11 protein-coding genes are annotated in these 12926 nt (G+C 65.0%); 3 read left to right on the top strand and 8 right to left on the bottom strand.

Going from position 1 to position 12926, the window contains the following annotated elements; translation table 11 throughout:
- Positions 1-232 precede the first annotated feature (232 nt).
- Genes GQB00_RS19285 through dksA form a run of 5 tightly spaced genes read right to left on the bottom strand, consistent with a single transcriptional unit; the run spans position 233 to position 6237 of the window.
- The gene (locus tag GQB00_RS19285; RefSeq protein WP_165857490.1) at positions 233-1633 is read right to left on the bottom strand and encodes a sigma-54-dependent transcriptional regulator; all 1401 of its coding nucleotides are present in this window, start codon (positions 1631-1633) and stop codon (positions 233-235) included.
- Between the two features lie 23 nt (positions 1634-1656).
- Positions 1657-4635 (bottom strand): ATP-binding protein, encoded by a 2979-nt coding sequence (locus GQB00_RS19280; protein WP_165857489.1) that lies wholly within the window; start codon positions 4633-4635, stop codon positions 1657-1659.
- Complete coding sequence (locus GQB00_RS19275; protein WP_165857488.1) at positions 4625-4801, bottom strand: hypothetical protein; 177 nt, start codon at positions 4799-4801, stop codon at positions 4625-4627. Before GQB00_RS19275 ends, GQB00_RS19280 begins: the two co-directional genes overlap by 11 nt.
- Before the next feature lie 59 nt (positions 4802-4860).
- Positions 4861-5739, bottom strand: coding sequence for a tRNA glutamyl-Q(34) synthetase GluQRS (gene gluQRS / locus GQB00_RS19270; protein WP_165857487.1), 879 nt, complete (start codon positions 5737-5739; stop codon positions 4861-4863).
- Between the two features lie 57 nt (positions 5740-5796).
- Positions 5797-6237: an RNA polymerase-binding protein DksA gene (dksA, locus tag GQB00_RS19265; protein ID WP_111497968.1), complete on the bottom strand. Its 441-nt coding sequence runs from the start codon at positions 6235-6237 to the stop codon at positions 5797-5799.
- A gap of 465 nt (positions 6238-6702) precedes the next feature.
- Between dksA and sfsA the strand changes: the two genes are divergently transcribed.
- On the top strand, positions 6703-7413 hold the full coding sequence (sfsA, locus tag GQB00_RS19260) for a DNA/RNA nuclease SfsA (protein ID WP_165857486.1): 711 nt from the start codon (positions 6703-6705) through the stop codon (positions 7411-7413).
- On the opposite strand, the gene GQB00_RS19255 is transcribed toward sfsA, so the two are convergent.
- The 3 genes from GQB00_RS19255 to GQB00_RS19245 all read right to left on the bottom strand — a co-directional run bounded on the left by GQB00_RS19255 (position 7410) and on the right by GQB00_RS19245 (position 9789).
- Positions 7410-7739 (bottom strand): Rieske (2Fe-2S) protein, encoded by a 330-nt coding sequence (locus GQB00_RS19255; RefSeq protein ID WP_165857485.1) that lies wholly within the window; start codon positions 7737-7739, stop codon positions 7410-7412. The two genes, sfsA and GQB00_RS19255, sit on opposite strands and share 4 nt — an antisense overlap.
- A 7-nt stretch (positions 7740-7746) precedes the next feature.
- The gene (locus GQB00_RS19250) at positions 7747-8112 is read right to left on the bottom strand and encodes a pentapeptide repeat-containing protein (protein ID WP_165857484.1); all 366 of its coding nucleotides are present in this window, start codon (positions 8110-8112) and stop codon (positions 7747-7749) included.
- Positions 8113-8226: 114 nt separating this feature from the next.
- The gene (locus GQB00_RS19245; RefSeq protein ID WP_165857483.1) at positions 8227-9789 is read right to left on the bottom strand and encodes an AAA family ATPase; all 1563 of its coding nucleotides are present in this window, start codon (positions 9787-9789) and stop codon (positions 8227-8229) included.
- A gap of 224 nt (positions 9790-10013) precedes the next feature.
- Between GQB00_RS19245 and mrcB the strand changes: the two genes are divergently transcribed.
- Positions 10014-12359: a penicillin-binding protein 1B gene (mrcB, locus tag GQB00_RS19240; protein WP_228276951.1), complete on the top strand. Its 2346-nt coding sequence runs from the start codon at positions 10014-10016 to the stop codon at positions 12357-12359.
- A 2-nt stretch (positions 12360-12361) separates the two neighbouring features.
- Positions 12362-12922 carry a hypothetical protein gene (locus GQB00_RS19235; protein ID WP_111498152.1) on the top strand — a complete coding sequence of 187 codons (561 nt, stop codon included), beginning with the start codon at positions 12362-12364 and terminating at the stop codon, positions 12920-12922.
- The last annotated feature ends 4 nt before the right edge of the window (positions 12923-12926 follow it).

Raw genomic sequence — 12926 nt, 5'->3', positions numbered from 1 at the left:
ATGTTCCCCCAGGTAACACCGGGTAACAGGTGAGAGGCAATTCACTTCTTGCCTGCCGAGAAGCGGTTTCTTGTTTTGTGCTGGTTAAATAATAGACACGCCATTGCCGTCCGGCCATGCCGATCGGGCCGTTTCGGATTACGTTTTGGACAGGTGTGCCGGTATTGGGGCTCAGGGTCGCGAGCCCGGGCGTTCAGGGCATGGATGGAGGAATAGCAGGGGAGGGCGCCGTTCAGCTCTTCTTGCGCGGAATGCCCAGGCGCTGGCGCCGTTCCCAGAGCGACTTGCGGCTGATGCCGAGCTTCTGGGCCAGCTCGGTCTCGCTCATCTTGTCCTGGTTTTCCAGCACGAAATGCTGGAAGTAGTCTTCCAGGGACAGATCGTTGGACGATTGCGGGTCCGGCGCCGGGGCCGGGTTGTCCTCCTCGATCAGGCCGGCGGGGATGTGGACGTCCCCGTCGCCGCTCTCGACTTCCAGGTCCAGCAGGGTCGGCGTGATCATGCTGTCGTCACAGAGAATGGTTGCGCGCTCGATGGCGTTCTCCAGTTCCCGGACGTTACCGGGCCAGCGATGGCGCTCAAGGGCGCGCATGGCGTCCGGGCTCAGGCTCAGGTCCGGTTTGCCCATGCGCTGGGCCTGGTTTTGCAGGAAACGCTTGGCCAGCCCCAGGATGTCGCCGTTGCGTTCGCGCAGCGGCGGGATGCGGATCTGCATGACGTTGAGGCGGTAATAAAGGTCTTCGCGGAACTCGCCGGTCTTGGTCATGGCGCGCAGGTTACGGTGGGTGGCGGCGATCATGCGCACGTCCACTTTGCGGCTCTGGGTGGAGCCCACCTTGCGAATCTCACTTTCCTGCAGCACCCGCAACAGGCGAGCCTGGGCTTCGGCGGGCAGCTCGCCGATCTCGTCCAGGAACAGGCTGCCGCCGTCGGCCGCCTCGATCAGGCCGGTACGCGCGGAAACGGCGCCGGTGAAGGCGCCTTTCTCATGGCCGAACAGTTCCGACTCAATCAGGCTTTCCGGGATGGCGGCGCAGTTGACGCAGATCAGCGGCTGCTCGGCGCGCGGGCTGAGCAAGTGCAGGGCGCGAGCCGCCAACTCCTTGCCCGTACCGGATTCGCCGTTGATCAGCACCGTCGTCTCGGTGGGGGCGACTTTGCGGATCAGCGTGAAGACGTGCTCCATGGCCGAGCACTGGCCGTACATGATGCGTGACGGGTCGCCGTCGGCAGAGGCGCTGGCAGGCTCGCTGTCCGCTTCCGGTGTGTCCGGAGTAGCGCTGGCCCGTCGCTGGAGGATCTCTTCCACGGACGCCAGCATTTCATCGTGGTCGAACGGTTTGGCGATGTACTCCACCGCGCCGAGCTTCATGGAGTCCACCGCCGAGCGCAGGCTGGCGTAGCTGGTCATGATCAGCACCGGCGTATTCGGCGCCAGGCGGATCAGTTCGGTGCCCGCGGCGCCCGGCAGGCGCAGGTCGGAGATGATCAGATCGAAGCCGTCCAGCTCGAACTGGTTGCGGGCCTCGTCCACCGAGCCGGCATCCGAAACGTCGTAATCGGCATGGGTCAGCAGCTTGCGCAGGGCTGAGCGGATGATCTCTTCGTCTTCAACGATCAGGATACGACGCATGCCTTGAATTACTGCCTCTTCTGTCAATCTTGCAGGGTGTCTGTTTCGGCTTCGAAGGCCGGCAGGTTGAGACGGACGCATGTGCCTTCGCCTCGTCCGTCCGTCTCCGGGCTGTCCGCCCGACGTTCTACCGGACTCTCGACCGGACTTTCTACCTGGATGTGACCGTAATGCTCTTCGACGATGCTGTACACCAGCGACAGTCCGAGCCCCGTGCCCTGGTTGGGGGCCTTGGTCGTGTAGAACGGCTCAAAGACATGATCGAGCTGGTCGGCCGGGATGCCTGTACCCTCGTCGACGACTTCGATGATAGCGGAGTAGGCTTCCTGCTTTCCACTGATGCGGATGAGACCGCCTTCCGGCGAGGCGTCCCGGGCATTGGCCAGCAGGTTGACGAAGACCTGAACCAGGCGTTGCTCGTCTCCCAGCACTTGCAGCTCCGGCTGGCAGTCGTTGACGAAGCTCAGGCTGCGTCCCTTGCCACTGAGGGAAACCAGGTTGATGGATTCGTCGATGCAGCGGCGTAGCTCCACCGGTTCGTAGCGGTTGGCCGGCGTGTGGTTGCCGGCCCGGGCGAAGTTCATCAGTGACTGCAGGATGCGCGAAATGCGCCGGGTCTGCTGCTGGATCTGGTCGGCGGTGTCGAGAATGTCCGGGTTGTCGGTTTCCAGCTTGAGGTTCTGGGCCAGCGATGAAATCCCGGTCACCGGGTTGCCGACCTCATGGGCCACACCGGCGGCCAGGCGCCCCACCGAGGCCAGTCGTTCGCTGTGCATCAGTTCGTCTTCCAGCAGGCGCGTCTCGGTCTGGTCTTCCACCAGCACGATGCTGCCGCCCTCCGGGTGATCCGGTCCGCTGAGCGTTGACTTGTGCAGGTTGAACCAGCGGGGCCGGCCGCGCATGTCGAGCCGGTACTTGTAGCGATGCAGCTCCTCGCCGCTGACGAAATCCTCCAGCAGCTCCTGCCACTGGTCGGGCAGGGCGGTCAGGCGCGCGCCCACCACGTCTTCGGCGACGATGCCGGTGACGTCCTCCATGGCGTGGTTCCACATCAGGATCTCGCCGTCGTCGCCGATGGAACAGGCGGCGATGGGCAGGTTCTGCAGGGTCTGGCGGTAGTGGCGGCGCAGGTTGTCCAGCTCCCCCGCCAAGCCGGTCAACTGGCTCTGGTAATCGCCCAGTGCCTTCTCGATGTAGTGGATGTCCTGGCTGGAGCGTCCGGTGGCCTGGGGTTTGAAACCCAGATGGTGTTTCACGATGTCCCGCGCCACCGACGGCCCCATCAGGCCGGACAGATTGACTTCGATCTGGTCACGCAGGCGGCGCAACTGGTAGGGGCGATACTCCACGTTGGGCAGTCGCAGCTGGTGCAGCGCCCGGCCCACTTCCCGTTCCGCCACCGCCATGCCCAGCGGCGTGGCCAGCTGGTGCTTGAACTCCTCCGACGAGCCGGACAACAGCTCGCGCCGCTGCGGCCGGGACAGGGCGCCGAGGGAGCAGGACTGGGCGGCGCTGTCCTCCTCGTTCGAGGTGTCGGTCAGCAGCGAGACCAGGGCGAAGACGCAGACGTTCAGCGTGAGGCTGGCGAAGGTGAAAATGTGGGCGTTGACGACGCTGATGCGGGGCAGACCCAGCCAGGTCAGCAGGTCGCCACCGTAGGAGAAGGGCGCGACCAGCGTGGCGACCCACACCAGCGAGCCGGCGATCAGGCCCGCAATCAGCCCCTTGCGGTTGCCTTCCGGCCAGTAGATGACGCCCAGAGCGCCGGGTAACAGTTGCAGGGCGCCGGCCAGCGCCAGCATCCCCAGCACGGCGAAATCCAGCCGTGAGCCGACCCATTCGTAGAACACCAGCGCGCCGAAGATGATGACCGCGACCAGGATGCGCTTGACCCAGCGCAGCCAGCGGTAGATGTTGTCCCGCTCGCGCGGTGGGCGGATGGGCAGCACAACGTGGTTGAGCACCATGCCGGCGAGAGCCAGGGTGCTGACGATCACCAGGCCACTGGCGGCGGACAGGCCGGCGATGTACATGCCCAGGGTGAGCACCGGATGATCGAGGATGTAGGCGGCGCCGATGGCAAAATAGCTGGGCTCGGTGGGCGCTTCCAGCGCCTGGCCGCCCCACAGGATCAGCGGCACCGGCAGGGCCAGCAGCAACAGGTACAGCGGCAGCCCCCAACTGGCCTTGGCCAGACCCCGGGCGCTGGGATTCTCGCTGAAGATCATGTGGTACATGTGCGGCAGTACCAGCGCGCCGGCGAAGGACATCAGCATCAGTGCGCGCCAGCTGCCGTCATCAAGCTGTATGCCGAACGGCCGCGACAGGGTGACGTTGTAGTCGAGCCAGACTTCCAGCCCCTTGAAGCCGCCGAACACCCCGTACAGCAGGACGCCGCCCAGCACCAGCATCGCCACCAGCTTGACCAGGGAGTCGAAGGCGATGGCCACCACCAGTCCCTGGTGACTCTCCTTGCCCTGCTCCCGCCGTGCGCCGAACAGGACGGTAAACAGCACCATGGCCAGGGCAAACAGGAAACCGGTCAGGCGTGGTGAGGCGTCGGGGGCCAGCAGGGAGGCGGTGTCGGCCACCGCTTTGATCTGCATGCTCAGCAGCGACAGGATGGCCGCGCCCGACAGCAGCGTCACCAGCGTGCCGGCCCACTGGCTGCGATAGCGGAAGGCGAACAGGTCCGCCAGGGACGTCAACTGGTAGCTGCGGCCGATGCGCAGGATGGGGTTGAGCAGCACCGGGGCCAGCAGGAAGGCGCCGCTGATGCCGATGTAGTAGGCCAGGTAACCGAATCCGAAGACGCTGGCCATGCCCACGGAGCCGTAGATCGACCAGATGCCGGCGTACACGCCCAGGCTGAGGACGTAGACCAGCGGATGGCGCACCCAGCGCGCCGGTAGCAGACCGCGCTCGGTGATGTGGGCAACGCCGAACAGCAGGGACAGGTAGGCCAGGCTGACCAGGATCAGCGTGGTCAGGCTAAAACTCATTGGGATCGCGTCGCCACTCAAGCCAGAATCCCACGGCAATCAGTCCGGCCCAGGCAATGAACGGGCTGTACCACGCACTGCCGGGCTGGATCCACCAGTCCAGGATATTCGGTGAAAAGATATAGACGGCCAGTACGAGCAGAAAGACGAGGCGGTAGATGTACATCGAATGTCGTTCCCTGCTGTGACTGAAGCACCGGTTATACCACGTAACCTCTTGGGGTGTCAGGCCGGAGCGGTGCCGCAGTCCGCCGGCAGGTCAGCGGGTGACCAGTGCGCGACGGCCCACTCGAGGATGGCGTCAGGCTCGTTCGCCGGGAGCTCGTCCGGCGGCCTCTGGCCCAGGGCGCGCAGGGCTTGCAGCAGGTTCGCACCGGGCCGGTGGTCGTCCAGGGCGGGCGCATGGGTCTGCTTGCTCAGCTTCTGGCCGTCGGCGTTGACGATCACCGGAATGTGCAGGTAGTGCGGTTGCGGCGCACGGAGCAGGTCGTACAGACGGATCTGGGCGCCGGTGGTGTCGAGCAGATCGGAACCGCGCACGATGTCGGTGATGCCCTGGTCGATGTCGTCCACCACCACCGCCAACTGATAGGCGTAGAAACCTTCCTTGCGCTGCAGCACCGGATCGTCGCGTTCGGCCTTGAGTACCTGGGCCTGCGGGCCCATGTGTCGGTCCATCCAGCCGACGGTGCTGTCGTCCAGCCTGAGGCGCACCGCATAAGGCGTTGAGGGCACCGACGTGCGTTCACGGCAGAGGTTGGGATGGTGTCCGGCGTTGGCGGCCAGTTCCTTGCGCGAACAGGTGCAGCGGTAGGCCACCCGCTGCTCGAGCAGTTGCCTGATGGTATCGGCGTAGGCGTCGTGGCGTCTGGACTGGAAGCGCACGGATTCGTCCCAGCGCAGGGCGTGGGCTTCCAGGCTGGCGAGGATACGGTCGCTGGCGTCAGCGGGTTCACGCAGGGGGTCGAGATCCTCGATGCGCACCAGCCAGGAGCCTCCGCGGCTGCGGGCGTCGAGGTAGCTCGCCAGGCCGGTGACCAGGGAGCCAAAATGAAGCGGACCGGTTGGCGATGGCGCGAACCGGCCCCGATAGATCGAAGTCATCAGTGGGCAATGCCCGGGCGCACTGGTCGCCCGGGGCCGCATCCGATCCCGGCGGGATCAGATCCCGGTCTGACGCTCGCGGATTTCCGCCAGCGTCTTGCAGTCGATGCAGAGCGTTGCCGTCGGACGCGCCTCAAGACGGCGGGTGCCGATCTCAACGCCGCACTGGTCGCAGAATCCGTAATCGTCCTTGTCGATACGATCGATGGTCTGGTCGATCTTCTTGATCAGCTTGCGCTCGCGGTCGCGGGTGCGCAGCTCCAGACTGAATTCCTCTTCCTGAGTCGCCCGGTCGCTGGGGTCGGCGTAGTTGGCCGCATCTTCCTGCATGTGATGCATGGTGCGGTCCACTTCCTCCATCAGCTCCTGTTTCCACTTGAGCAACAGCTGGCGGAAATGCTCCAGCATGTCGTCGCTCATGTACTCCTCGCCCTTCTTCATTTCATAGGGCGTGAAGTTGGTAAACCGCTCGCGGGCTTTTTCTTCGGTGTTCGGCATAGAAACCAGCCTCTATCTTATACTCCAAGGAGGCTCCAGCCATGCTGTGGTTCTGGAGACCTGACCTATAGGGCATGACAACCGCCAGTCTGGCGACTGCCTCGGATTCCTGTCACTGTTTATCCGTCTATTAACCGTGTGTCTCTCCGGTCTTTCCCGTCATGGATACCTGCCCTGAACCGGCGTTGCCTGACCTGTAAGCGTAGCATGATTGCCGTTGCGCTTGCCGGCGTTGCCCCGGCTGCAGGCGTGGCGGCGGGACTGAACGAATCTGCGGAAAATAGCAGATTCACCTGAGTCGCGCTAGTCCTGCAAAAGTCGCCCGGTGCGGGTGCCGCAAAGCCCCGGAATCGCTACCATAGCGCCCTGATTCTCAACCCGCATGGCCGGCGCTGGCCTTCCCGCGGCGCGACTGTTCCGGTTCCTGCCGCGGTTGATGGAGAGCAAACTGTTGGAGGATGTCCTATGGAATTCCCGTCGCCGCTGATCGAGGGGCGTCTGATCAGGCGTTACAAGCGTTTCCTGGCTGATGTGGTGCTGTCGGATGGCTCGGAAGTGACGGCCCACTGCCCCAACACCGGCTCGATGCTGGGCTGTCAGCCGCCCGACGCCCGCGTCTGGCTGAGCGAGAGCCAGGACCCCAAACGCAAGCTCAAGTACACCTGGGAGCTGGTCGAGACGGCGCCGGGCGAGCTGGCGCTGATCAACACCGCGCGGCCCAACCGCCAGGTCCGGTCCGCCATCGAGGCAGGGCTGATCCCGGCGCTGGGCGGTTATGCCCGCCTGCGCAGCGAGGTGCGTTACGGGGCGGAGAAGAGTCGCATTGACCTGCACCTGTCCGGTCACCCGGAGCATGCCGACGCCTGGGTGGAGGTCAAGAACGTCACGCTCGGCGAGGCGGGACGCGGCTATTTCCCGGACGCGGTGACCACCCGCGGTCAGAAGCACCTGCGCGAGCTGATGGCCCAGGCCGCGGCTGGCGAGCGCGCGGTCCTGTTTTTCTGCGTCAATCACACGGGCGTGGCATCGGTGGCGCCGGCGGACCATATCGATCCGGAGTACGGACGTCTGCTGCGTGAGGCCGTGGCCGCGGGTGTGGAGGTGCTGGCCTGGCGGGCCGAACTGAGCCCGGTGAGTCTGGCCCTGGCCTCGCCGCTGCCGGTGATCCTGGATTAAACCCGGATGATCAGGCGGCCCCTGTTGCGCTCCAGCGCCAGGGGAATTAGCTGGTCACCGGCGCAGGGGCCGGCGATGCAGTGGCCGTCGTCCACGGTGAACAGCGCGCCGTGGTTGGCGCACTGGATGAAGCAGTGGTCGGGATCCATGAACTGGTCGGGCAGCCAGTTCAGCTCGATGCCCAGGTGCGGGCAAAGGTTGCGGTAGGCGTAGACGTGCCCGCGGTGGCGGATGACGAAGCCGCTGCTGTCATCGGGCAGGGTGAACTGGCGGCACTCGTTATCCGCCAGATCGTCGTCCAGTTCGATGGTGCCAGTGTCCCCCATTGGCAGCCTACTTCATCATGTTGTAGCGCATGCGGGTACCGTGGTTCAGAGACATCACAATCTCGTCCGCGTGCAGGGCGCGCGGAAACAGGCACCCGGAGATCTGGGCGCCGGCAATGCTGGCGCCTTCCAGTTGGCTGTCGCTGAAATCGATACCACGCAGGTCGGCACCGCGGAAATAGGCGTTGCTCAGGTCCAGGTCGCGGGCGTCGAGCCCGCGCAGGTCGAGGCCGCGGAAATCGCCGTGGGCGAAACTGGGCAGCGCGTCGACCCGGCCCCGGGCGTCGTTGAACGCGGGGACATCCTCGTCGCGCAGGGTCTGGTACAGCGGGTGATCGATCGCCCGGACCACGTGCTCCATTGGATCTTCCATTCGACAGCTCCCTCGGTCGTTCCTGTTACGGCTCTATCATGGCGTCGTCATGGCTCCGCTATGACTCAACCCATGCCGATAGTGTAGACGTCCTGGCCGGGCCGGGTGGCCGGGTTACAGGGGCTGGCCGAAATGCGCCCGGATCCGGTCGGCGAGACCTTCGGCGACACGGTCTTCCTCGGTATGGACGTACACCGTGTGGGTGCGCTCTTCCTCGGTCAACTGTTCGACCCACTTTTTCTGCTCTTCCAGCAGGGCCTCGGTGGCTTCGGAGGCGTCGGCGGCGCGCTCTCGCACCCATTTGCGACGCAGTTCTTCCGGAGCGATGCAGTCCACCAGCAGGAAGGGCATGCCGAGCTCCTCGGCCAGGCCGGCGAAGCACTGCCGTTCGGCGACGCGCAGGCTGGCGGCGTCGACGATCACCGGCAGGCCGGCGCTGAGCAGTCTGGATGCCAGTTCGACGAGTCGGTCGTAGGTGCGCTGGTTGGCCTCGGGGCTGTACATGTCCTGGCCGATACCGGAACGGCTGCTGGCCAGCGGATCAAGCCCGAACAGGCGCTTGCGCTCCACGTCGGAGCGCAGCCGGATGAGGTCCAGTTCCCGCGCCAGGCCGCCACTGATCACGGTCTTGCCGCTGCCTGACAATCCGGCCGTCGCCAGCAGGTAGGGGTTGGGGCAGGCGCCGTAGCTGTCCGCCAGCTCGGCGTAGCTGCGATAGGTGTCCAGCAGGCGCGCCTTCTCGGCGTCGTCCAGATCCGGATTGCCCAGGGTGAACAGGGCGATCTTGGCCCGAACCATGGCCCGATAGGCCTTGTAGAGCGACAGCAGCGGCAGGCCGTCGAAGTCGCCGCTGTATTCCAGGTATGTATTGAGGACGTCGTTCGCCAGGCGGTATTCCCCCCGGGACTCCAGGTCCATGAGCAGGAAGGCGAGGTCGTTGATGACGTCGATCCAGCGGAACGGCTCGTTGAATTCGATGCAGTCGAAGACCGTGATCTCGCCTTCGTAATAGGTGATGTTCGACAGGTGCAGGTCGCCGTGGCACTCACGTACAAACCCGTTGGCACGACGTTCGGCGACCAGCGGCTTGAGGCGCTCGAAGGTGTCGCGGGTCCAGCCTTCCAGGGCATCCACCTGCTTGAGCAGGCCGGCGTCGTCGAGCAGCGGGCGGATCTGGTCGAAGTTCTCCTGCATGGCCGCGTAGACGGCTTCCGGCGTGCCCAGTGGTTTGTCCTCGGCGACCGGCGGCAGATCCCTGTGGAAGGCCGCGGTCTGGCGCGCCAGGTCCTTCATGGCCTCGGCGGACAGCTCGCCGCGTTCCTGGATGGCGTCGAGCAGGTTGGCCTGGTCGAACTGGCGCATGCGGATGGCGTACTCGAAAGGCTCGCCGGCACCGTTCAGCTCCGGGGCTTCCGGTGAGCCGGTGATGGCCACCACGTCTTCATAGAGTGCGGGAGCCAGGCGGCGATTGAGGCGGACTTCCTCTTCGCAGAAGTGGCGACGGCGCTCCAGGGTGGAGAAATCAAGGAAACCGAAATCCATGGGCTTCTTGATCTTGTAGGCGTGGGAGCCGGTCAGGATGACCCAGGAAATATGGGTTTCCAGGACCTGGAAGCCGCTGGCCGGATGGTCGTAACGTGCGGGATCCTGAAGGGCCTTGATCAGCTCGCTGCTCACGGAGGTCTCCTTTGCTCATTGGGTTGCGGCGCATTGGATCGGGGCTCGGTTAACGGATGCGGGGCTGAACGCCGGCACCGTGAGCCGACGCCTATCATAGCGCGCCACGTTGCAAATGACAGGGGCGTGACCCGGATTCGGGCCAATGGTCGGCATATCCGGGTTCTATTACGGTTTCACAACCTCTGTCCTTCGGCTAACCCGCTCTGGTTATAATGCGCGCCATGGCTAAATCATCCCCCAAGCGCCGCTCCAGCGGCCGAGCGAAGAAGAAAAACACGCGCAAGCAGCCCTCCGGCGGCGGTTTCAAATCCACTCTCTGGCGCTTCAGCTGGCGCGTTGGCCTGGTCGGACTCGTGGTCCTGGCGGGCTGGACCGTCTGGCTGGACGTGGTGGTGACCTCGAAGTTCGAGGGACGACGTTGGGAGATCCCGTCACGGGTGTACGCGCGGCCTCTGGAACTCTACGACGGTGCGCCGGTGACCACCAGCGGGCTGAGTAATGAGCTCAAGCAACTGGGCTACACCCCGGTACGGTCGGCCCGGGAGCCGGGAACCTACAGCCGCAACGGCCGCACGTTCGAAATCTACACCCGCCGCTTCCAGTTTCCGGACGGAAAGGAACCGGCGCGGCGCCTGCGCTTTTCCATCAGCGATGACCGGGTGGGCCAGTTCCGGGTGACCAGTGGGCAAAGCTCGCCGGTGGTGCGGCTGGACCCGGTGCAGATCGGCGGCATCTACCCGGCCCACAAGGAAGACCGGGTGCTGATCCAGCTCGATCAGGCACCGCCTTACTTCGAGACTGCCCTGCTGGCGACCGAAGACCGGGATTTCTACGAGCACTGGGGCGTGGCGCCGCTGTCCATCGCCCGCGCCATGTGGGCCAACCTCCAGGCCGGCCGCGTGGTGCAGGGCGGCAGTACCCTGACCCAGCAGTTGGTCAAGAACCTCTATCTCAGCCGCGAGCAGACCCTGGTGCGCAAGGGCAACGAAGCGATCATGGCGATGTTGCTGGAACTGCACTACGGCAAAAAAGAGATTCTCCAGACCTATCTCAACGAGGTGTACCTGGGGCAGGCGGGACCACGCTCCATTCACGGCTTCGGGCTGGCAAGCCAGTTCTATTTCGGCGAATCGTTCTCCGACCTCGACCTGCACGAAGTGGCCCTGCTGGTGGCCATCATCAAGGGTCCGAGCTATTACGACCCGCGCCGCCATCCCGAACGGGCGCTGCGCCGGCGCAACCTGGTGCTGGACATGCTCGCGGATACCGGCCAGGTGCCGGCGGACGCCATTGCCCGTGCGCGTCAGAAAGGGCTGGACCTGGTGGCCAAACCGTCCTACAGCAACGCCCGCTATCCGGCCTACCTGGATCTGGTGCGCCGCCATCTGGCGCGGGAGTACAAGGACGAGGATCTGCAGAGCGAGGGCCTGCGGATCTTTACCACGCTCAACCCCGAGATCCAGCGCGTGACGGAAAACGCCGTTGAGCGCACCCTTGAAAACATCGAGAAAGGGCGTGGGCAGGAAGACCTGGAAGCGGCCACCGTGGTGACGTCCCGCGACAGCGGCGAAGTGCTGGCGCTGGTGGGCGGTCGCGATCCCAAGTTTGCCGGATTCAACCGCGCGGTCGATGCCCGGCGTCCCATTGGCTCGCTGATCAAACCGTTCATCTACCTGACCGCGCTCAGTGAGCCGGACAAGTACACCTTGATCACCCCGATCAAGGACGAGCCGTTCTCGCTGGTGTTCGACGATGGCCGTCGCTGGGAGCCACAGAACTACGAGCGCGAAGCGCACGGGCAAGTCCCGCTGCACCGGGCGCTGGCCAAGTCCTATAATCTGGCGACCGTGCGCGTTGGCCTCGACGTGGGCGTGGATGCGGTGATCGATAACCTGCACAAGCTGGGAGTAAACGACCCGATCCAGGACTATCCTTCGATGTTGCTCGGGGCCGTCAACCTGTCGCCGGTGGACGTGGCGTCGCTGTACCAGAGTCTGGCCACCTCCGGCTTCAATACGCCGCTGCGCACCATCCGCGAAGTGACCACCGCCGGCGGCGAGAGTCTGACCCGATACGGGCTGGCAGTCGATCAGGTGGTGGATCCGGCGGCGGTGCATCTGGTGCAATACGCCATGCAGGAAGTGATGCGTGAGGGCACCGGCCGCTCTGCGTATCGTTATCTGTCCAGCGACCTGGGGCTGGCCGGCAAGACCGGCACCACCAACGACGGGCGTGACAGCTGGTTTGCCGGCTTCAGCGGCGACCTGGTGACGGTGACCTGGGTGGGGCGCGACGACAACGGTCCGACCAACCTGACCGGGGCCACCGGTGCGCTGCCGGTCTGGGCCAATGTGATGGCGCAGATTCCCCAGTACGGTTTCTCGCCCATTGTGCCGTCGGACGTGAAATACCACTGGGTGGATGGCGAGCGGCAGGCGCTGACTCAGGATTCCTGCAGCGACGCCCGCTTCGTGCCCTTTATCGTGGGCAGTGAGCCGACCGATACCGTTAATTGCTCCGGCAACATCACCGATCGCGTGCGGAGCTGGTTTGAAGGAATTTTCTGATGATGCATAAACGACTGCTGACCGGTCTCTGCCTGAGTGCCACCCTGCTGGCGGGGTGTGCCAGCGGACCGGGAGGTCCCATCTACGTGCCCGCGGGCGGCAGCGACCAGGCCCCGGAGCCGCCCACCACCGACACGGGCAGCGGCACGACCACGACACCGCAGGCGTCTCAGCCTGAGGCGGAACCGGAATCCACGGAACCGAGCCGACCCGCGCCGGGTTACCAGGATGAGAGCGAAGCCCTGTCTCCGGCGGCCGTCAGCCTGGTGCAGAAAGCCGACGCCATGCTCGCCGAGGGCGACACCCGCGGAGCGATCAGCCAACTGGAGCGGGCCCAGCGTATTTCGCCGCGCTCCGGTCGTGTCTACTTCAAGCTGGCCTACGCTTACAAGGTGGAAGGGCGCTTGGGTGCGGCGGAACAGTTTGCCCTGAAAGGGCTGTCGTTGTCCGGCTCGGACACCGGGCTGCAGCGGACCGGCTGGCACCTGCTGGCGGACATCCGCCGGGATTCCGGCAACGTCGCCGGAGCGGAACAGGCTGAGGCCCGCGCCGCCGCGTTGTAACGGG

The sequence above is a fragment of the Marinobacter sp. JSM 1782161 genome (genome assembly GCF_011421605.1).
Lineage (GTDB): Bacteria > Pseudomonadota > Gammaproteobacteria > Pseudomonadales > Oleiphilaceae > Marinobacter_A > Marinobacter_A bohaiensis.
Note: the sequence above shows the minus strand (reverse complement) of the source record. Positions and strands in the feature narration are given on the sequence as shown.

Excerpts from the sequence above, each read along its gene's own strand:
- GQB00_RS19280 (WP_165857489.1), bottom strand. The coding sequence starts at position 4,635 with ATGAGTTTTAGCCTGACCACGCTGATCCTGGTCAGCCTGGCCTACCTG.
- GQB00_RS19235 (WP_111498152.1), top strand. The coding sequence starts at position 12,362 with ATGCATAAACGACTGCTGACCGGTCTCTGCCTGAGTGCCACCCTGCTG.
- gluQRS (WP_165857487.1), bottom strand. The coding sequence starts at position 5,739 with ATGACTTCGATCTATCGGGGCCGGTTCGCGCCATCGCCAACCGGTCCG.
- sfsA (WP_165857486.1), top strand. The coding sequence starts at position 6,703 with ATGGAATTCCCGTCGCCGCTGATCGAGGGGCGTCTGATCAGGCGTTAC.
- dksA (WP_111497968.1), bottom strand. The coding sequence starts at position 6,237 with ATGCCGAACACCGAAGAAAAAGCCCGCGAGCGGTTTACCAACTTCACG.
- GQB00_RS19255 (WP_165857485.1), bottom strand. The coding sequence starts at position 7,739 with ATGGGGGACACTGGCACCATCGAACTGGACGACGATCTGGCGGATAAC.
- GQB00_RS19250 (WP_165857484.1), bottom strand. The coding sequence starts at position 8,112 with ATGGAAGATCCAATGGAGCACGTGGTCCGGGCGATCGATCACCCGCTG.
- GQB00_RS19275 (WP_165857488.1), bottom strand. The coding sequence starts at position 4,801 with ATGTACATCTACCGCCTCGTCTTTCTGCTCGTACTGGCCGTCTATATC.
- mrcB (WP_228276951.1), top strand. The coding sequence starts at position 10,014 with ATGGCTAAATCATCCCCCAAGCGCCGCTCCAGCGGCCGAGCGAAGAAG.
- GQB00_RS19285 (WP_165857490.1), bottom strand. The coding sequence starts at position 1,633 with ATGCGTCGTATCCTGATCGTTGAAGACGAAGAGATCATCCGCTCAGCC.